A 20,586-nucleotide genomic window follows, 5' to 3' on the forward strand; every position below is an offset into this window, starting at 1 on the left:
AAGGGGATATGTGACAGTGGCTTGACTGATTCATGACAGAACGGTTACAACTAATCAGCCGCTTTGAATATAAAGCGATACGATGGTTGCAAAATCTTGGCGCTACTTAGCAATTCAAGTGATTTACTTTATTATTGGGTGAAATAATGCTATGATTTTGCCATTTTTATGGTGATTGTTTTTCCCGATAAACGGTCAGTCATACGGGGTTTTTTAATCCCCACCTCACCTAGATTGGATTGGTCAAGGATAATAAGATGAGTGAGCCAACGATGCAAAAACCGCGCGTGCTGATGATGGCAGCAGGCACGGGTGGGCATGTGTTTCCAGCGATTGCAGTGGCTCAAGCGTTACAACAATCAGGTGCCCAAGTGCATTGGCTCGGCACCCTAGTCGGTATGGAAAATGAGTTGCTACAACATTACGACTTTACCTACCATGCCATCAATATGCAGGGGTTACGCGGGAACGGTATCAAACGCTTATTTAAAGCCCCGTCAACCTTACTCAAAGCAACATTAGCCGCTATCAAAATCATCAAAACCAATAAAATCGGCATCGTGGTAGGGTTTGGTGGTTATGTGACCGCACCCGGCGGATTGGCTGCCAAATTTTGTAAAATACCCATTTTGATTCATGAACAAAATGCCATCGCAGGCATGAGTAATAACTATCTATCTAAGCTTGCTAATCAAGTGTTAGAAGCCTTCCCAAATACCTTCACCGAACTACCTTCTAATAAAGTGATGACAGTTGGCAACCCCGTACGTGAGGCTATCGTACAAGTACCGCCACCAAAAGCCCGTATCGATGTCAATGATACCAGCCCTTTAAAGCTATTGGTCATTGGCGGTTCTCTGGGTGCTCAGGCACTAAATAATCATATCGCGCCCACGCTAAAAAAATTAGAAAGTCTGCCAGACGCCAAGCCATGGCAAGTGCGGCATCAATGTGGTAAAAACAACCAAGAGGCTACCCAAGCGGTATATAGCGAAGCACAACTCCAATCAACCCAGTATGAGATTTTGCCATTTGTCAAAGATATGGCAGAAGCATACAGCTGGGCAGATGTGATTGTCTGCCGTGCTGGGGCGCTGACGGTCACAGAAGTTGCCACGGTTGGATTGCCTGCGGTGTTTGTGCCGCTGCCCCATGCAGTCGATGATCACCAAACGGCCAATGCCAAAACCCTATCAGAACATGGCGCCGCGTTTTTAATGCCGCAAAAAGAATTAACGGCAGAGAGTTTAAGTGCCATTTTAGCCAAGCTCGACCGTCATCAAATTTTAGCGATGGCAGAAAAAGCACGTGAATTTGCCAAACCCAATGCCACACAGCTGGCTGCCGATGCCATTTTATCCCAGTTAAAACCTTAATTATTTTTACAACTTATAAGTCATTTATCATTGAGCCTGTCTATGTCAAAATCAGCCAAAACTGCCACTGCCCAATCTACTGAAAAACCTGAAAAACCTGAAAAAACCAACCGTGTCACCAAAAAAATTGCCAAGCGCGTGGTCGAAATCCCAGAGATGCGCCGTATACGCCACGTGCATTTTGTCGGTATTGGTGGGGCAGGGATGTGCGGTATTGCCGAAGTCGTCCATAATCATGGCTATATGGTTAGCGGTTCAGACATCAAACAAAGCCCAGTGACCGACCGTTTGACCCAAATGGGCATTCAAGTGTTTATCGGGCATGATTCCAAAAACATCAGTGAAGCCGATGTGGTCGTGGTGTCATCAGCGATTGATCGTACCAACCCAGAAATCCAAGCTGCCTTGTCAGGACGTATTCCTGTGGTGCGCCGCGCCGATATGTTAGGTGAGCTGATGCGTTACCGTCATGGTATTGCGGTAGCGGGTGCGCATGGCAAAACTACCACCACTAGCCTGCTTACCATGATTTTAACCGAAGCGGGTTTGGATCCTACTTATGTGATTGGTGGTAAACTTAACGCGTCAGGCAAAAACGCGTCATTGGGTCAAAGCCGTTATTTGGTGGCGGAAGCGGATGAGTCCGATGCGTCGTTTTTATCGCTGCGCCCGATGGCAGCGATTGTCACCAATATTGACCAAGACCATATGGAAACCTATGGCGGCAGTTTTGACAAACTAAAAGCGGCGTATGTGCAGTTTTTACAAAATATGCCGTTTTATGGGTTAGCAGTATTGTGCGGTGATGACAAAGAGTTGTACGGACTGATTGATAAAATCGCGCGCCCTGTGTTGACTTATGGGTTAGAAAAACATAACGATGTGCAAGCGATTGACGTGGTGGCAGACGGCACCAAAACCCATTTTACCGTACTGCGTAAAGACCGTGAGCCCCTGCCGATTACTTTGAACATTCCTGGTATTCATAATGTCTATAACGCCTTAGCGGCTATTACCATCTCCACCGATGAAGGTGTCAGTGATGAAGCCATTTGCCAAGCGGTCAAAAAATTTGCTGGCGTGGGCAGACGTTTTGAAAACAATGGTAACTACCCTGTAAAAGATGGCGCAGGCGATGTGCTATTGATTGACGACTATGGTCACCACCCAACCGAAGTGGCAATGACTATCAAAGCGGCTCGCCAAAGCTATCCCGATCGCCGCTTGGTGATGATTTTCCAGCCTCACCGTTTTACCCGTACCCGTGATTGCTTCGATGATTTTGTGGACGTATTGTCACAAGTCGATGTGTTGATGCTACTCGATGTGTATAGCGCAGGTGAAGCGGTGATTGAAGGCGCAGATAGTCGCAGCCTTGCCCGTACCATCCGCACCCGCGGACAAGTTGAGCCAATTATGCTAAACATCAATGACATGGATCAAATCCGTCAGGTGCTAGGTAGTATGTTAAAAGGCAATGATTTGCTGATTACCCAAGGGGCGGGTAACGTGGGTCAACTCTGTCTAGATTTGGCAAAAAACAATTTATTTTTAACTGAAAAATAACGGCTTGATTGAACAACCGCTTGATTGAAAAACCACGCGGCAAGCGGTTATGAAACTTAAGGTATTGAAAAGCTGTTGTAGCTTGCCCATACTGCCAGCAGGCGATTATTTTATGAGTGAGCTAAAATTGCAAGCCATACCTAAACCATAGCTAAGTCATAGCCAAGCGATAGTTTAAAAATTTGTGTGAAATAATTATAGCAATGAATTCGGTTAACAAAAAATTAGGAATCAATATGTCAGAGCTTATCGATGTCAAACAATTTGGTAAAGTGGCGGTTGTCTGTGGGGGCTGGAGTGCCGAGCGTGAAGTGTCACTCACGAGTGGTCAAGCTGTGCTTGATGCGCTACTCGCTAAAGGCGTGGATGCCCATCACTTTGACCCCAAAGAAACAGATATCTCAAAACTGCGCGACTATGACCGCGTATTTAATGTGCTGCATGGCACTTTTGGCGAAGATGGCAGCCTGCAAGGGGTGCTAGACGGTTTTAATATTCCGTATACCGGTTGTGGCGTGTTAGCCTCTGCGATTGCCATGGATAAGTTTCGCAACCGCTTAGTTTGGCAAGCGTTAGATTTACCAAACGTACCCTATGTCGTGCTTGACGACAATACTGATTTTACTGCTATCGAACAGCAGCTAGGTTTGCCGCTGTTTGTCAAACCCGCCGCTGAAGGCAGTAGTGTTGGCGTCTTTAAAATTAAAGAAGCGGGCGAGCTTGCCAAGACCTACCCACAGCTCAAACAATACCACGGCGCTATTTTGGCAGAAAAAGCCATTACAGGCGGTGAGTATGCTTGCTCAATCCTCGGTGATGAGGTGTTGCCCAGTATTCGCATCATCCCAACGACTGAGTTTTATGACTACGAAGCCAAATACAATCGTGATGATACCGTCTACCAATGCCCATCAGATTTGAGCGAGGCGCAAGAACAAACCATGCAACAAATCGCAAGAAAAGCGTTTGCCGCCATTGGGGGTAAAGGTTGGTCACGCGTGGATTTTTTACGAGATGACGAAGGCACGCTATATCTGCTTGAACTCAATACGGTGCCCGGTATGACCAGTCATAGTCTGGTGCCGATGGCAGCCAAAGCACGTGGCATGGATTTTGCGACGCTATGCGTGCGTATCTTAGAACAAACGTTGAGCGAATAAGTCGTTTTCGTTTATATTTGTTTACAAAAAAAGTACTTGAATTGTCTAGAAGCGTATTATCTATTTACCATTCATTTCATTGAATTTGCTATGATATGCTTCTAAGCATAAATCCTTGTAATATTTTTAGTTATTTTGATTTTTGTTGTTGAGATTTTAGTAATTAATAATTTTAGACCGAGTTATGATTGGTCAATATGGCAAATTCATTTGTGGCAACTGCTTCCTTAGATACTACGCTCCCCAATCGCTTTCATCAGCTGCTGCCAAAGTTGTTAATGCTTGGCGTTGTGTTATTGTTGCTGATATTAGCGGCTTTGGCAATTAATGTGTTCAACAAATTACCTAATGCAGCGATTAGTTTGCAGCATAAAGGGTTAAACACCCAGCAAACCCTGCAGCTTCAGCAATTATTGGGCGAAAAAGCCGACACAAATCTGCTAAAAGCTGATTTGCAAAGCTATGTAGCAAAACTTGAGACGGTAGATTGGGTAGGGCAAGCCGATGTGCGCCGCGATTGGCAACAAGGTATTGTGGTCAATGTAGTACCGCGCCAAGCCGTTGCCAAGTTTGGTAGTGAGCGTTTAGTCGATGCCAATGGCATGGTATTTAAACCTGCCGATAGCAATGACCTAAATAATACCAGCCTAATGCAGCTACAAGGCGATAGCCAAAATGCCATTGTGATGATGCAGCAAATCAAGCAAGTCAGTGATTGGTTTATGCCACTGGGTATAAAAATTGAAGAAGTCATTGTAACGCCCAGAATGGCATGGCTATTTCGCTTTGATAACGGACTTCGGGTACTGGTTGATAATGACAATACGTCAGAAAAACTGTATCGACTGAGCATCATGTTACAAAATCAGCTTAAACCACAGCTTAAAACGCTGCAAACGGTGGATCTACGCTATAAAAATGGCATGGCAATTACCAAACGACCTGTGATACAGCAAGCAAGTGATACAACTGCCGTCAATGCCAAATCCGCTGATACTAAACCCGTGACCGATGCCAACTCAGCAACCGATTCAAAAACTAACGCCTTAAAAACCACCGCCAACCCCAGCCATTAGGTGAAACATAATTTTGTAGTGTTCTATGAAAAAGCCAGATCTGATCGTCGTCGTCCACCTAAGTGCTATTGCTATTCATACTGTGATTGGGCAAATCCACAGTGCGCAAGATATTCGTATTATCGGTTTATCTACTGTCAAAAATCATGATTTCTCGCAAGGTACCATTCGCCACCGCGAACGTCTAAAATCTGCCATCAAACAATCTATTCAAAACGCTGAAGACATGGCAAATTGCCGTGTCAACAGTGTTTGGCTGAGCTTTTCTACCCCAGATTTGCAAAGCGTCAATAGTGTGGGCGAAGTCAAAATCAAACATGACATCGTACAAGCCAAAGACGTGGTTGCCGCGCTAACCCAAGCCAAAAATAAACATCTTACAGATGATTTGTATTTGATGCATTATGCCCAGCAAGGTATTGCTTTAGATGGCAATGCTGAGATGATTGATGATGCGATTGGCATGCAAGCAAGTGACTTGATGGTGCTCTATCATCTGATGATGATGCCCGTCAAAGGTCGCCAAAATTTACAGCAACTGCTGCAAGAATGTGATGTCAGTATCGACCAAATGCTATTTGATGCGGTATCTACCGCCGAATACGGCCTATTGCCTGAAGAAAAATACCATGGCGTATGTCTGATTGATATTGGGGCATCGACCACCAGTGTCTGCGTTTACCGTGAGGATAAGCTGATTTATACCCATTGTTTTGCCGAAGGCGGACATCACGCAACGCTGGATATCTCTATGTTGCTAGACGTCACCATTGCTGAAGCGGAAAATATGAAAAAATCCCAAGCCAGTGTCGATCGTCATGGGATTGACTCAAGCCAATTTTTTACCATCAAGCGCTCACAGCATGACGATGAAAAAACCATTAATATGCTTGAGCTACTTGAAGTCACTGAAGCTCGCTATATCAGTATTTTAGGCAATATTAAAAGAGAGCTGGATAAAGAGGGGCTAAGTGATTTTTTACAGCAAGGGTATGTGATCACGGGCGGTGGTGCTGAAATGCGCGGATTATTGCCATTGGCCAAAAAAATCTTTGCCAATAAAGTCAATAAGGTCAATCAACACGCAGCGATTTCTGCCTACACCCAATATGGTGATGATGACAAGCTTCGCACCATTGCGACGATGATTGGTGAGCGTAAATACCAAACCGCGTTTGGCACACTGTTATATAGTCAAAGTGAGGCATTTCATCATAGCGAGAAAAGCTCACCCGACTCTTTGCAGGTTCAGCCCATGCGAGAAAAACTCAAAATTGTGAATAAATTTTTTGGTAAATTTTTCTAAAAAAGAGATGTTTAGTATTTTAAGAGTGCTCATGTTATGATTGACTCTAAAATCCACTAATTGTGTAATGATTTATTTGATATTTAATTTAATATGTTTGCTATTTATGCTGCTCAAGCCTACTTGACAGTATACGGAGATTTTCAATTATGGAAGCGAAGTTTAGTATTGTACAAGATCACACTGATACATTTGCCGATTCAGCCCGTTTAACCGTCATCGGTGTCGGCGGTGGCGGTGGGAATGCCGTTGAAACCATGGTACAAAATGGTGTAAAAGGCATTACCTTTGTCTGTGCCAACACTGATAGACAAGCGCTTGACCGCCTGTCAGCGCCTAATAAAATCCAGCTCGGTATCAAAAATAACAACCGCGGCTTGGGGGCAGGTGCCAATCCAGAAGTGGGTCGTGAAGCAGCTGAGAGCGATGAAGAACAAATTCGCCAATTGCTAGAAAATTCTGACATGGTATTTATTACCGCAGGTATGGGCGGTGGTACAGGTACAGGCGCTGCGCCAGTCATCGCCAGACTAGCCAAAGAGCTGGGCGTGTTGACCGTTGCGGTGGTGACCATGCCATTTACCTTTGAAGGTGGCAGACGCAATAAAGTGGCTAGAGAAGGTATTGAGCAGCTTTCTAACTTTGTCGACTCCATCATCACTATCCCTAACGATAAATTGATGACAGTGTATGGCAAAATCTCTATGAAAGATGCCTTCAAAAAAGCCGATGAAGTCTTACTTCAAGCGGTGCAAGGTATCTCTAATATGATTTCAAAAGATGGTTTTATTAACATCGACTTTAACGATATTCGCACGGCAATGACTTCCCGAGGCCATGCGATGATGGGTATCGGTAAAGGCAGTGGTGAAGACCGCGCTGAGATCGCTGCCGAAAAAGCCATCAAAAGCCCATTACTTGACAACTTATTACTTAAAAATGCCAAAGGTCTCTTGGTCAACGTGGTGGCTAGCTCAGACTTCAATTTTGAAGAGCAAGAGCGCATCACCCAAAAAGTGCATAGCTTGGTGGATATTGATGAAGCCAACATCTTCTATGGCGTGGTATTTGATGAAGACATGGGCGATGAAATCCAAGTGACCGTGGTGGCAACAGGTCTTACACTAGATAATACCCCAAAGCATACAACTAGAGATTTTGTCTCAGATGCCTCTAGCACCCACAAAGTAGAAGCAGGCACGCATGAACCTGCGTATGCGGCACGCCGTGATATACCACAATCCATCCCTGCACCTCAGCCACCTGTACAGCAAGCTATCGAGCCTGCGCCAGCACAACCGCAATCCTCGCAGCCACAACGCACAGGCAACAGTATTCAAGACTATCTACGTCGCCAGCAAAATCGCTAAGATACCGTATAATTTTTCAAAAGCCTCACAGCTTAATTGTTGTGAGGTTTTTTTATCAATGGAGTCAATCATAAAGGTCGATAAAATCAATCAAGCATCACTATGATGTAGAAAGGGACAATGGTAGAATAGCCAAATGTAACAAATTATATCAACCTAGCTTTGGCTAAGGATGAATGCAATCTACTAGGGGGCATTATGCAGCAGCGTACTATTCAACAACCCATCAATCTTGAAGGCATCGGCTTACATAGTGGTAACCCTGTACACCTGCGCTTTTCTCCTGCACCCGTTGACTATGGGATTCAATTTTTACGTAGTGATGTGGCACAGGCAAAGCCCATTCCCGCTATCTATCATGCGGTAACCGATACCATGATGTCCTCAAATCTCACCAATGAGCTAGGTCAGCGCATTGGGACAGTCGAGCATTTGATGAGTGCAATTGCTGCGCTTCAAATTGATAATTTACAAATCGAAGTGTCCGCCCCTGAGATTCCAATCATGGATGGTAGTGCCATCGAATTTGTACAAGTATTGCAGCAAGCGGGTATTGCCGAGCAAACGTCTGCCAAACGCTATATTCAAGTGTTACAACCGATTGAGGTTCGCGTGGAGGATAAAGTCGCAGGATTTCGTCCCTACAATGGATTTGTGTTAGATTTCCAAATTGACTTTAATCACCCTGCGTTTAATGGCTCACATCAAAAGTTTAAATTGGATTTTAATGAAGGCAATTTTATCGAGCATATTGCCAAAGCGCGCACATTCGGCTTTTTAAAAGATATTGAGTACCTAAAAAGCAATAACCTAGGGCTGGGGGGCAGTATGCAGAACGCCATTGTTTTAGATGATAGCGGCGTACTTAATCCTGAAGGGTTACGCTTTGACGATGAATTTGTACGCCATAAAGTACTAGATGCGATTGGTGACTTATACCTTGCCGGGCACCAAATTTTGGGTGAATTTTACGCTTATAAATCAGGTCATGCGCTCAATAATAAATTGTTACAGGCTTTATTTAGCGATGAAAATAACTATAAAGTTGTAACAAATAATGACAATGTTAACTAGATTTATTTAAATTTATTAATTTTATTGTGCATTTTTACTAATCAAAAAATTTTGCCTATTGTTTGATTAGTAACATTTTTTCATCAAGAAGTTATCATTTTATTACACTAATTAAACCCAACCCCCCAATTCTATCATTTAATTTTTTGGATATCTTTTTTTAGCCACTAGCTACTATAAGCGCACTAAAAATAAAAAAAAAGATATCTTTATCTATCCTATTAATTGTTAATTTTTTTCTAGTTTTTTACTTTCACTTGCACAAGCCATTACTCTATTAATGAATCTTACTATATTAGTAACATAATTTACATAAAATTACATTGTAACTTGGCTACTTTAGTCTTTTATCAGTTTTTGTAACGCCGTTCTAAGTGGCTCGTTATCCGTGACAAGGTCACATAGCTGTGTTATATTTCGCTTCGTAAATTCGCTTAGCTCACAATTCTTTACATTGCTAACATTATGATTACACTGTAAACCTGGCATTTGCGAGCCATGAATAGCTTTGACAATCACCACCCGAAAACGTAACTGATTAAATTGATGAAAATTGTTGTCGAACGCTTGCAGGGTTGATAGTAGGTGCTGCTGGTTGTAATTGAGGTGATTGGCAAGGGTATGACTGTTCGTACTCACCACAAGTCTAAACGATTCACAAGCAATCACTTGTAAGCTTGCTAAGACCTCTTGAGGCAACACGTTTTGCCAAGCGCTGCGAACATCGTTCGTCAATTGCTGTAACTGCTGCAGCTTTTTTTGAAACGGTAATTGATAGTTGGCAAGACGCTCAGTGCGGGAAGCAAGATGGTTGGTTGGTTTTTTCATAGTCAATGAGCAGTGTGGTGGGTAGTTAAGCGACAAAAATTTTGATTTAGTCTTAGTATTGGGTCTTAGTGTTAGTGTAGGTGATTTTAAGACCAAGTTATAGTGAATTAAATCTTGCCAATGCGCTAAAGCAGCGTTCACATGACATTGGCATAGGGTTTAATAGCATAAGGTTTAACAAAGGATAAAAGATGAAATTAGCTCTAATCGCATTGCCAGTTGTTGCTTTAACCACAATGAGTGTTGCACAAGCTCAAATTCTATCGATTACCAATGCCGGTAAAACCAGTCAAGTTATTGTTCGTGAAGATGATGGTGAAGATTATTATCTGCCTTCAGATGCCGTTAATGCCGCCATCAAAAATCTAAGCCAGCAAACCCAGCAAAAAGAAGACCGCCTCGCAAGTTTAGCACAAAAACTATCGACCCAGCCAACCACCATTATCAACATGCCTGCAATGGGCAGCTATGCGGGTAATGGCATGTTGGCGTTGCGCCCAATTACGTCATCTGCGCGCATGAGTTCAGGTTTCGGCTATCGTATCCACCCTGTCACTGGTAAATCACAGTTTCATAAAGGCATGGACTTTGCTGCTCCCATCGGCACCCCTATTTATGCCACAGGTAATGGTGTGGTGACTTTCTCAGGTTGGGGTACAGGGTATGGTCGTCATGTTGAAGTGGATCATGGCAACGGTACTGTCACGCGTTACGCACATACCTCTGCAAACTATGTTAACGTTGGCGATACAGTGTATGCAAACCAGCAAATCGCTGCAGTAGGCAACACGGGTCGTTCAACAGGCGCCCACTTACATTATGAAGTACGCCAAAATGGTCAAGCTGTCAATCCACAAACTTACTTGGCAATGGCGCCAGCGCGTTAATCGTGACAATATCTCGGTATATAAAAAAACTGGCTTATAAGCCAGTTTTTATTTTTCGCGGTACTATGGTTTAAAACCATCATAATTTAGATGTTTATCCAGTGTGCCTTGTTATGAAAGTCCGCTGGGTGTGCATGCTGTATGGCCCAATAACTCATTTCATTGACGGTTGGAGCTGAGTTGGCTGCTAAGCCACTGTCAGACGGTTGCTGAATCACACGCGTTGGATTTAGCGCATAATTACCATTTGCACCCACTAACTTGTCCAATGCTGATTTGGCAAATGTCATACCGACACGAAAAGTACCAACGCTAAACGCGTATTGCTGCTCTACCGCTCGTACATGGGTGAGGAGCATTGGACTTGCAGAACACCAAAAAACAAGCGGCAGTTCGGTATCTTTTATAACGGCCTGGCTAAAAAAATTGATATCTTCACCATAAGTCAGCGCTGTGATAGGCAAGCGCCGAGGGGGTAATGCATTCGGTGTCCGATAGCTGTCAAAATAATAAAGATTAAACTCACCATTGGTCGCCAAATTGACCTCAAGATACGGGCTATCCGCTTGGCTATCTTTGGCAATAAAACACTCAAAACAATCTGCTTGCCATAAATAATCTTGGCGCATCACACGTTCAAGTACCAATGGGCTAAATGTCGGAAAATTTGCCCATAGACCAGCTTGGAGAGCGGTTTGACTATCATCAATCTTGGGATGGGTAGCATCAAATAAGATAGTTAAAAATTTACTATCAGCGACCACCTGTACTGAGAGCCGGTAGTCCAGTGTTGCCGATACGGTGAGTGGTTCAACCGTGCCCGTCAGTGCGAATGTCACACCCTGTAACGCGTTCATTGTAGCCTTAGCCAAAACGTACCAAGTTTGATAACTTAGGATTGGCGTCCAGATTGCGACGCAATAACAATACCATACGACCGATACTGGTGACCAAAATCGCATCAGTGGCTTCAGCAATCGCATTTGCCACAGCGTCACGATCTGCTTTGCTACCGGCTGGGATTTTTACTTTAATCAGCTCATGATCGTTCAGTGCGCGCCCAATTTCTTCAATAACGGTTGGGGTAACGCCTTGACCCCCAATCATTACCACAGGGTTTAGCTGGTGACCGATGCCTTTTAAATGTTTAATATCAGCATTTGATAAGCTTGAATTTGCCATAACTGTCAATTGACCTATAAAAAAATTAGCCAGCATTATACCATATTAATCATTTTGCCTAATAAATTATGGGCAATACATAGGCAAAAACACATAGGCAAAAACGCTGCCATGACTTATCAATCCACAAAAATCACTGGATTAAAAAAATCAATAGCCAATCCATGAGTTAACGCAAGCTAACTTGGTGAAATATGCTAAAATAACAGCCTTAACCCTTGAGATTGTCAAATTTACCGATAGTCATTCTAGGATGGCTTTGGGTTTTTTAGCCAAATCCCAAGTGAAGAATTTTTAAACTATATATAAAGGGTAGTTTGTAGAGAATTATGGCAACGCGTATTACCAACAAAAAATTGTCCAAAAGTAGCCGTGCGTGGATGAAAGAGCACATTGACGACCACTATGTCAAACTTGCCCAGCGCGATGGCTATCGGGCAAGAGCGGCTTACAAATTGCTAGAAATCAACGAAAAACTGCAACTGATTAAAAAAGGCATGACGGTAGTCGATTTGGGTTCTGCCCCAGGCAGCTGGTCGCAAGTTGCGGGCAAACTAGTCGGTGACACTGGCAAGCTCATCGCCTCAGACATCTTGCCGATGGATACGTTAGAGAATGTGACCTTTATCCAAGGTGATTTTCGTGAGCAAGCAGTGTTTGACAACATCATGGCAGAAGTCGCCGATAAAAAAGTGGAAGTGGTGCTATCTGACATGGCGCCCAATACCTCGGGGTTTTCTGCAGTCGATCAGCCACGCATGATTTATTTATGTGAGCTTGCCATGGACTTTGCCGAGCAAGTGCTCCCTGAAGGTGGCACCTTAGTGATTAAGGTATTCCAAGGCGAAGGCTCTGATGCCTTACGAAAAAATATGCAGCAGCGTTTTAGTAAAGTGCGCAGTATCAAGCCTGCAGCGTCACGCGCACGCTCAAAAGAAATGTATTGGATAGCCACCAAATAAGGTAATTTGCTTTAGTCTATCCCTGAACTTGACTAGACAAAAATTGGTAATATGTTTTTACTAGAAAATAACAGAGAATTCGCTTGATAATGTTAAGGTAAATCCATATATCATGCTATATTGAAAGATTAATGTAACGTCCATTTTTGGTGAAAAATCTACCTATCTTTGGTAAACATTTTGATTTAACCCCACTTTTTAATCAACCCCCTAACGCGAAGGATGAAAAACAACGTGAGCGACATGGTAAAAAATACCTTATTGTGGTTAGTTGTGATAGGGGTATTAGTGCTAGTCTTTAGCAATTTTGATACCCGCAATGAACCTGATAAGCTCAATTACTCCCAATTTGTCACTGCGGTGGCAACTGACCAGGTCAAAAGTGTCAAAATTGATGGTGAGCAAATTTCTGGTGAAAAGAAAAACGGCTCAACCTTTGAGACAGTGCGTCCTGCCGTCACTGACACTGAGCTAATGCCAAAGCTTATCAAGCATAATGTTGAAGTTCAAGGCGCCACCCCTGAACGTCAAGGCGTAATGATGCAATTACTGATTGCAAGCTTCCCAGTGCTATTGATTATTGGTTTGTTCTTATTCATCATGCGTAATATGAGCGGTGGTGGTGCAGGCGGTGGTCGCGGTATGGGTCCGATGAGTTTTGGTAAATCTAAAGCCAAAATGCTATCAGAAGACCAAATCAAAGTGACATTTGCAGATGTAGCAGGGTGTGATGAAGCCAAGCAAGAAGTGACAGAAATTGTCGACTTCTTACGTGACCCAGAGAAGTTTACCAAACTTGGCGCGACTATTCCACGTGGTGTATTGATGGTAGGTCCACCTGGTACTGGTAAAACTTTGCTTGCCAAAGCGATTGCAGGCGAAGCCAAAGTACCATTTTTCTCAATTTCAGGTTCTGACTTTGTTGAGATGTTTGTGGGTGTCGGTGCAAGCCGTGTGCGTGATATGTTTGAACAAGCCAAGAAAAATGCCCCTTGTATCATCTTTATTGACGAGATTGATGCTGTCGGTCGTCATCGCGGCGCAGGCATGGGCGGTGGTCATGACGAACGTGAACAAACTTTAAACCAGTTATTGGTTGAGATGGATGGTTTTGAAGGCAATGATGGGGTAATCGTGATTGCGGCAACCAACCGCGTCGATGTACTCGATAAAGCATTGTTGCGCCCAGGGCGTTTCGACCGTCAAGTACAAGTTGGGTTGCCTGATATCAAAGGTCGTGAGCAAATTCTTCGTGTACACATGAAAAAATTGCCCTCAACAATTGGCGTCGATATTCGTTCATTGGCGCGTGGTACGCCAGGTTTCAGTGGTGCACAATTAGCGAATTTGGTGAACGAGGCGGCGCTATTTGCTGCACGTAACAACAAAGCGTCAGTTGATATGAACGACTTTGAAGAGGCCAAAGATAAGCTTTATATGGGTCCAGAACGTAAATCGATGGTATTGCGTGAAGAAGAGCGTCGTGCAACGGCGTATCATGAAGCAGGGCATGCCTTAGTGGCTGAAATGCTACCCGGTACCGACCCTGTTCATAAGGTGACTATTATGCCGCGTGGCTGGGCATTGGGAGTCACTTGGCAGTTGCCAGAACATGATCAAACCAGCGTTTATAAATCAAAAATGCTAAATGACATTGCGATTTTATTTGGTGGTCGTATCGCTGAAGAAGTCTTTATCAATCAGCAATCGACTGGTGCGTCAAATGACTTTGAACGTGCTACCAAAATGGCGCGTGCGATGGTTACCAAATACGGTATGTCAGATGCCATGGGTGTGATGGTGTATGAAGAAGATGAAAACCAAGGTTACTTTGGTGCCTCATCTCGCACTATCTCAGAAGCGACCCAGCAGAAAGTGGACGATGAAGTTCGTCGTATCCTAGAAGCGCAGTATGATATCGCACGTGCATTAATTGAAGGTAATGCGGACAAAATGCATGCTATGGTTGATGCGTTAATGAAATGGGAAACTATCGACCGTGACCAATTGCAAGACATTATGGCGGGTATCCCACCACGCGAGCCTAAAGTTTATCAAGAGCCTGTTAGAGTAAATTTCGATAAACCAAGCAACCCACCGTCAAGTGGGTCGGGCTTAACCCCGCCGCCGTTACCTGCAATGTAAATTATCCATGATATGAGTTACTCAAAAACCGCTACCAACTTGATAGCGGTTTTTTTGTTTTTCACTTAAAATAGTAAAAAATTTTAGCAATCATTGTGGACATCATGCAGTTACAGCCCATTCCCAACTTTGCCATTCATTATCATAATCAAACGCTCGATTTATCTAATCCCCATATCATGGGTATTTTAAATGTCACCCCAGATTCATTTTCTGATGGTGGTCGATATAATCATATCGACCAAGGCTTGCGTCATACCGAGCAGATGATCAAAGACGGGGCGACGATTATCGATGTGGGTGGTGAATCTACTCGCCCAAATGCCAGCCCTGTGAGTGAGCAAGAAGAAGTTGACCGCGTCATCAAAGTGGTTGAAGCGATTAATCATAACTTTGGTGAGCAAGTGTGGGTGTCGGTCGATACCAGTAGCCCGACCGTGATGACACTCGCCAGTCAAGTCGGCGCCAAAATTTGGAATGATGTACGAGCCTTGACGCGCCCCGATGCCATTGCTACCGCTGCCAAACTAGATATCCCTGTCATGCTCATGCATATGCGCGGTGAGCCAACGACCATGAATCAGCTAGATGATTATCAAGACTTATATACCGATGTTATTACTGAGTTACAGCAGCGCATTGATGAGGTTATAGCGGGTGGGGTCAGACGTGACAATCTTATCATTGACCCAGGGTTTGGCTTTGCCAAAAACGCCCAGCAAAATCTGGCATGGCTGAATGAATTTTATCGGTTGCATAGGTTTAACTTACCTGTCATGGTGGCATTATCCCGTAAACGCTTTGTTGGCGAAGTCCTCAAGTCAGCCAATCTACCCCATGACCCTACCGATAGAGATGTTGCTAGTATGGTTGCAGCCTTATTTGCTGTGCAGCAAGGGGCGTGTATCTTGCGCACCCATAATGTAGCAGCGACTAAAGCAGGGCTTGCGATGTGGCAAGCGACGCAACAGGCAAAAGCTTAATAACAGGTAAAAAAATACATGAATTTAACGCGCAACGACAAGGATTTATCATGAGTGACAATCAGCCAGAACCTACATTAGAGCAGCGCAAAGTCATCTATCGTGCCAGACGCGGTCTAAAAGAACTCGATTATTATTTTGACCCGTATGTGAGAGCGCACTATCTAAAAGCCGACTCACGAGAGCAGCAAATTTTTGCAGAATTGGTGAAAGAAGAAGATCCTGATTTGCTGGATTGGTTTTTACACAATCATCCGACCAAGCCAGAATTTGCTGATTTGATAGCCAAGCTCAAATCATTAAAAGCTTCTTCTTAATTGATTTAGATGAACGAGCGCTACTTGTCGCGTCATAACACCGCATTTATTGATATTGATGCCACGCTCAAACCCAGTGTGGATAAAAAACTGCTTTGGGGAGCTTGTTTATGGGTGGTTGTTGGCATTTTGGCACTCGTACCTTTGGCGCTTATTTATAAACTTTTGCTAGGTATGGTCGCTATAGCCAGTCTTTGGTTAGGGCAAATATCCAGTTGTCACTTATTGGCTATTTCATCGTTACACGCCAAACCGCAAACTAACAATCAAACCTCACCTTATGACAACTTTGATTTTTTAACTTGGCAAATCCAGTGGGTACGTGGGGTTGTCAAAGTGCCTAGACAGAGTAAACAAGCGGTGTGGCAGGCAAATTTGCTGGGCATCGCTGATATGGGGTGCTTGGTGATTTTAACATTTGGCTTGATAGAATCAGCGCCAGCTAAAATCAGCGTAACCATTTGGCAAGACCAAGTGGACCGCGATACATGGCGGCAATTTAAGGTGCTAGCGAACACGCTGGAGCGATAACAAAAATGGTATATAAGTTATATTCAATATTGCTACAATTAAATCAACCAAGTGTTGAGGCGACTGCGCATTTTAGCTTGAACTTAAGTGCAGTTGGCAATGGGCGTGCATCAGTGCATTATTATTGGTGATATACGACAATCATTGAAAAAGATAAAAGGGAATGACCATGGGTCTATTAACAAGTCTAGTAACACAAGTGGCGCAAAATGCCATTCAAAGCAAAATGGGCGGTCAAAGCCAAGCAGATATGGGCGGCCTAGGGAATATTTTTGGTAATGTTTTAGGCGGCGGGATGCAGCAGCCACAAATGCAGTCAAATGGTTTTGGTTTGGATGATATCATCGGTATGGCAATGAACCAAAATCAAGGTATGTCCCAAGGTGGCGTGCTAGGACAAGTGCTGGGTAGCGTGCTAGGGGGAGGCATGGGCGGCGGCCTAAGCGGTGGTATAGGCAATAACGTAGGTATGAACCAATTTCCACAAAGTCAAAGTGGCTTTGGTGGTAAGGGTATGTTAATGGCGGCTTTGTTGCCAATCGCGTTAATGTTTATTCAGCGTAATGGGGGTCTATCAGGTGCTTTTAATAAAATCCAAAATATGGGATTTGGGCATCAAGCCAACTCTTGGATGAGTGCGCATCAATCAAACCAACCGCTGGATGCTAATGATATCAATCAGCTATTTGATAATGATGAGTTGGCGCAAGTTGCGTCACAAACTGGTGTCGACCAAAGTGAAGTCCGTCAAAGTATGGCGGAGCTTTTGCCACAGTTATTTGATAGTTTGACGCCAAATGGCGATACCCAAACTGAGAGCCAGGCCAACAAAGAAATCAGTGATATTTTATCGCAATTAGGAAATGCGAATCGCTAAATTAGTATGACTAAAAAAAGCTAGTGACAAACTGGCTTTTTTTATTGGGTTTTCCTGCGCTCTCTTGGGCAAATTTTGGTTTTGTCTATTTTATCTAAAGCGTAGGCGAGTGCGTAGTGCTTTTTTATGAGAAAGCTAAAACTGAAAATTCGTCAAATCGACTTGTTTACCCGTCCAAAGCGCAAAACTTAATGCCCCTTGATTAACCAGCATTCCCAAGCCATCCGAGGTTTTGGCATGTTTCGCTTTAAAAAAGTCCAAAAACGCGGATGGTTTGCCATACATCATGTCATAGGCAAAATCGACCGTCATATCCTTAGCGAACGGCAAGGTGTCACCGCTTAGACCTATCGACGTTGCATTGATAATCACCTCAATATCGTTGGGCAAATCCGTCAAACTTGAAAAGGTGAGCTTATCGGTATCAAATAATCGGGTTAAATTCTCTGCCTTTTCTACTGTGCGATTGGCAATATGCAGCGATTTTACTTGCGCATCTAGCAACGGCAAAATCGCGCCACGAGTCGCCCCACCTGCCCCCAAAATAGCAACATTTGCGTCTTTTAACCTGACGCCTTGCGACAATAAATCCGCCACCAAACCGCGACCATCGGTATTGTCGCCATACAGTTTGCCCGCTTTGAGGGCAAGGGTATTGACTGCACCCGCCAAGCGCGCGTATTCAGATAGCTCACCGCGCTGCTGGCACAGCGAAAATGCCATCTCTTTAAAAGGTACGGTCACATTTGCCCCTGTGCCACCACCTGCAAAAAATGCTTCGATGACAGCGGTAAAGCTGTCGACATCGTTGGGACAATATTGGCGTTGGTAAGACAAGGTGATGCCAGTTTGTTTGGCAAAGGCTTGGTGCAAATCAGGCGATTTGCTATGGGCAATCGGATTGCCGATTACCATGCAATGATAACGGACGTTTGAATCAGGAATTGATGACATGGGAAAACCTATAATACGATGAGCAAAATTACCAATTCCCCTCACTTTACAATAACTGTAGCTGCTATATCAATGCTGGGTTTTGATTGGCTAGGTTTTGATTGGCTAGGTTATGATTGGGTGGATGTAAAGCGTAGCATTTCATCGATTCGGCTAAAAATAACAACAAAAGCATACTGTTAACTGCTGTCAATGCCTTGTTACAATGCGCTATCCACACCAACCCGTTATACACTACACAATGAAGCTAATTGCCCGCAAACCGCTTTTTTTACCGCGTCAAAACTGCTCAGAACATCCGATAGGCGCTACTCAAAAAGGCGCTACCCAAAATAAACCCACTTGGCCAAAAAATCTTGGCGGGGGGTGCATTATTCTAACACTCACCTTAACTGGCTGTGATAAGGTCAAACAAATCGCCTCACAACGCAATGCCAGTGTGACCGCTAGCACTATCGCATCGACCACAGCCACCAGTCCGTCTATCAACCCTACCTCGCAGCCAACGCCTGTGGTCTATCCCATCAATCAATGGCAGCAACAAACGCTGGCAAACAAAGTCAGTATCCACGATACCGAAGCTGTGACGTTACTGTTAGGTCAACCTATCAGCATTGATAAGCAAAGTTTGGACTACCGAAGCAATGTGGCAAGTAAATATAGTTTTGCCAAAACCAGTGAGCCGTACTTTGATTTGCTTGATTCGCCTATGTATATCGAGTTACAGTGGTACTATGCCAGTGCCTATGACAATGCCAGCGTTAAAAACATCAGCATCCAGCATGCCAAAACAGCGTTTCACCTGACCCAGCATTGGTTTGGGCAAGATGGCTCAGACATTGTTGCCCACATGGTGCAAGGACAGCCGATTAAAAATACGAGCTACCACGGAATTTTGGTAGAATTAGCACGCTGTGACAATTATCATTGTGATTTGGTGGTCAGAAAACCCACTGTCACCGCCAAAACCGCTAAAAAAAGCGGCTAATTGATGCGGCTTTCACTGTATACAGTTAACTATTAATTTAATCAAGTAGCCAAATAACCATGTGGTATTCATTATCTGATGCTCAGTATGCCAAGCAAACGCCAATCACCGCTATCGATATTGATTCACGGGTCATAGCGTATGGTGATGGGTTCTGTACCACCATGGCGGTGGTTGCAGGACAAATCAATTGGCTCAGTTACCACTTAGATAGAATCGACGAGAGTGCCCATGCGTTACAACTCAATTTAACCAACGCGGACTTAGATGCAGCCAATTTAGACGCCTTCAATTTAGACGCCGCCAATTTAGAATCCCCCAATCACACTATCCGCGCATACTTTAATAGCCAGTTAGCCAATTTTGCTAAAACCCTCAATCACGGTATGCTCAAGCTGATAGTCTGCCGAAAAAACCAACCTATCAAAGGCTATGGATTTTGTAACTCTGAATTTGACGCTTTTATTAAGCTTATGCCCACGGATAAGCCATTATCACAGCAGGCCAATCAAGTTATCATCCAACCTGCCGCTACCGCGATTTGTCTTACGCAGCAAATTGCGTGTCTACCAAAACCCTTGGCAGGACTTAAGCTACTAAACGCCCAAGATAAAGTGATGACAAGTCACGAGCTGTGGCAGCACCAAACCCAAAATGCACAAATGATTGATGGGCTGGTGCAAGATGTGATGGGGCATTGGGTAGAAGGTACTTTTTGCAATGTGTTTTATCAGCTTAATCATGAAAACGTGTGGTACACACCGCCCATCAACCGTTCGGGCGTCAAAGGGGTGATGCGGCAGGTGCTATTGGCTAAGTTTGCCCAGTCCGATAGGGCGCATAAGGAGCGATATTTAGCCAGCGAGGAGTTAGCCAATATCACAAGCTTGTTCTTTTGCAATGCTGTACGCGGGATTTTGCCCATTGAAGCATTGGTGTTACCTAATGGGCAGTCAACCGCGCTTGATTTGACCCCAATCTATGCGCAAAAATTCACTTAAATC

The 20,586-nt window shown here is 44.0% G+C and carries 20 protein-coding genes; 16 read left to right on the plus strand and 4 right to left on the minus strand.

Annotated features, from left to right (window positions below):
• The first annotated feature begins 257 nt into the window (after positions 1–257).
• The 7 genes from murG to lpxC all read left to right on the plus strand — a co-directional run bounded on the left by murG (position 258) and on the right by lpxC (position 8,928).
• Positions 258–1,376 carry an undecaprenyldiphospho-muramoylpentapeptide beta-N-acetylglucosaminyltransferase gene (gene murG / locus RTS09_RS08215; protein ID WP_312522344.1) on the plus strand — a complete coding sequence of 373 codons (1,119 nt, stop codon included), beginning with the start codon at positions 258–260 and terminating at the stop codon, positions 1,374–1,376.
• 156 nt (positions 1,377–1,532) lie between these two features.
• Positions 1,533–2,942 (plus strand): UDP-N-acetylmuramate--L-alanine ligase, encoded by a 1,410-nt coding sequence (gene murC, locus RTS09_RS08220; RefSeq protein WP_312383975.1) that lies wholly within the window; start codon positions 1,533–1,535, stop codon positions 2,940–2,942.
• A gap of 236 nt (positions 2,943–3,178) precedes the next feature.
• Positions 3,179–4,102, plus strand: a complete 924-nt coding sequence (locus RTS09_RS08225) for a D-alanine--D-alanine ligase (RefSeq protein WP_095356141.1) — start codon at positions 3,179–3,181, stop codon at positions 4,100–4,102.
• A 197-nt stretch (positions 4,103–4,299) separates the two neighbouring features.
• The gene (locus RTS09_RS08230) at positions 4,300–5,178 is read left to right on the plus strand and encodes a cell division protein FtsQ/DivIB (protein WP_312535993.1); all 879 of its coding nucleotides are present in this window, start codon (positions 4,300–4,302) and stop codon (positions 5,176–5,178) included.
• Between the two features lie 25 nt (positions 5,179–5,203).
• Positions 5,204–6,484: a cell division protein FtsA gene (gene ftsA, locus RTS09_RS08235; RefSeq protein ID WP_312535995.1), complete on the plus strand. Its 1,281-nt coding sequence runs from the start codon at positions 5,204–5,206 to the stop codon at positions 6,482–6,484.
• A gap of 149 nt (positions 6,485–6,633) precedes the next feature.
• Entirely contained in the window at positions 6,634–7,854 is a 1,221-nt protein-coding gene (gene ftsZ / locus RTS09_RS08240; RefSeq protein ID WP_309597007.1) for a cell division protein FtsZ, read from the plus strand.
• 195 nt (positions 7,855–8,049) lie between these two features.
• On the plus strand, positions 8,050–8,928 hold the full coding sequence (gene lpxC / locus RTS09_RS08245) for a UDP-3-O-acyl-N-acetylglucosamine deacetylase (protein ID WP_312383978.1): 879 nt from the start codon (positions 8,050–8,052) through the stop codon (positions 8,926–8,928).
• A gap of 339 nt (positions 8,929–9,267) precedes the next feature.
• Here lpxC and RTS09_RS08250 read toward each other — a convergent pair whose 3' ends face one another.
• A complete protein-coding gene (locus RTS09_RS08250; protein ID WP_312383810.1) occupies positions 9,268–9,756 on the minus strand; it encodes a DciA family protein in 489 nt (162 codons plus the stop codon).
• A 191-nt stretch (positions 9,757–9,947) separates the two neighbouring features.
• Here RTS09_RS08250 and RTS09_RS08255 point away from each other — a divergent pair, with 191 nt between their 5' ends.
• Entirely contained in the window at positions 9,948–10,643 is a 696-nt protein-coding gene (locus RTS09_RS08255; protein ID WP_050325458.1) for a M23 family metallopeptidase, read from the plus strand.
• An 86-nt stretch (positions 10,644–10,729) separates the two neighbouring features.
• Here RTS09_RS08255 and RTS09_RS08260 read toward each other — a convergent pair whose 3' ends face one another.
• Entirely contained in the window at positions 10,730–11,500 is a 771-nt protein-coding gene (locus RTS09_RS08260) for a DOMON-like domain-containing protein (protein ID WP_312535997.1), read from the minus strand.
• 7 nt (positions 11,501–11,507) lie between these two features.
• Positions 11,508–11,825 carry a YhbY family RNA-binding protein gene (locus RTS09_RS08265; protein ID WP_312535999.1) on the minus strand — a complete coding sequence of 106 codons (318 nt, stop codon included), beginning with the start codon at positions 11,823–11,825 and terminating at the stop codon, positions 11,508–11,510.
• 329 nt (positions 11,826–12,154) lie between these two features.
• On the opposite strand from RTS09_RS08265, the gene rlmE reads away from it, so the two are divergent.
• From rlmE to RTS09_RS08295, 6 genes are all read left to right on the plus strand, one after another.
• Positions 12,155–12,787: a 23S rRNA (uridine(2552)-2'-O)-methyltransferase RlmE gene (rlmE, locus tag RTS09_RS08270; RefSeq protein ID WP_007116170.1), complete on the plus strand. Its 633-nt coding sequence runs from the start codon at positions 12,155–12,157 to the stop codon at positions 12,785–12,787.
• Positions 12,788–13,030: 243 nt separating this feature from the next.
• On the plus strand, positions 13,031–14,932 hold the full coding sequence (gene ftsH / locus RTS09_RS08275) for an ATP-dependent zinc metalloprotease FtsH (protein WP_040403605.1): 1,902 nt from the start codon (positions 13,031–13,033) through the stop codon (positions 14,930–14,932).
• Between the two features lie 104 nt (positions 14,933–15,036).
• Complete coding sequence (folP, locus tag RTS09_RS08280) at positions 15,037–15,915, plus strand: dihydropteroate synthase (RefSeq protein WP_312536002.1); 879 nt, start codon at positions 15,037–15,039, stop codon at positions 15,913–15,915.
• Positions 15,916–15,965: 50 nt separating this feature from the next.
• The gene (locus RTS09_RS08285; protein WP_065253600.1) at positions 15,966–16,232 is read left to right on the plus strand and encodes an FAD assembly factor SdhE; all 267 of its coding nucleotides are present in this window, start codon (positions 15,966–15,968) and stop codon (positions 16,230–16,232) included.
• Positions 16,233–16,241: 9 nt separating this feature from the next.
• Complete coding sequence (locus RTS09_RS08290; protein WP_312536005.1) at positions 16,242–16,763, plus strand: hypothetical protein; 522 nt, start codon at positions 16,242–16,244, stop codon at positions 16,761–16,763.
• Positions 16,764–16,932: 169 nt separating this feature from the next.
• The gene (locus RTS09_RS08295) at positions 16,933–17,640 is read left to right on the plus strand and encodes a YidB family protein (protein WP_312536007.1); all 708 of its coding nucleotides are present in this window, start codon (positions 16,933–16,935) and stop codon (positions 17,638–17,640) included.
• A 135-nt stretch (positions 17,641–17,775) separates the two neighbouring features.
• On the opposite strand, the gene aroE is transcribed toward RTS09_RS08295, so the two are convergent.
• On the minus strand, positions 17,776–18,594 hold the full coding sequence (gene aroE / locus RTS09_RS08300; RefSeq protein ID WP_312536010.1) for a shikimate dehydrogenase: 819 nt from the start codon (positions 18,592–18,594) through the stop codon (positions 17,776–17,778).
• 241 nt (positions 18,595–18,835) lie between these two features.
• Between aroE and RTS09_RS08305 the strand changes: the two genes are divergently transcribed.
• A complete protein-coding gene (locus RTS09_RS08305) occupies positions 18,836–19,582 on the plus strand; it encodes a hypothetical protein (RefSeq protein WP_312536012.1) in 747 nt (248 codons plus the stop codon).
• A 59-nt stretch (positions 19,583–19,641) separates the two neighbouring features.
• The gene (locus tag RTS09_RS08310; protein WP_312536015.1) at positions 19,642–20,583 is read left to right on the plus strand and encodes an aminotransferase class IV; all 942 of its coding nucleotides are present in this window, start codon (positions 19,642–19,644) and stop codon (positions 20,581–20,583) included.
• Positions 20,584–20,586: the final 3 nt, after the last annotated feature.

The sequence above is a fragment of the Moraxella sp. CTOTU47618 genome (assembly GCF_032017425.1).
Lineage (GTDB): Bacteria > Pseudomonadota > Gammaproteobacteria > Pseudomonadales > Moraxellaceae > Faucicola > Faucicola tetraodonis.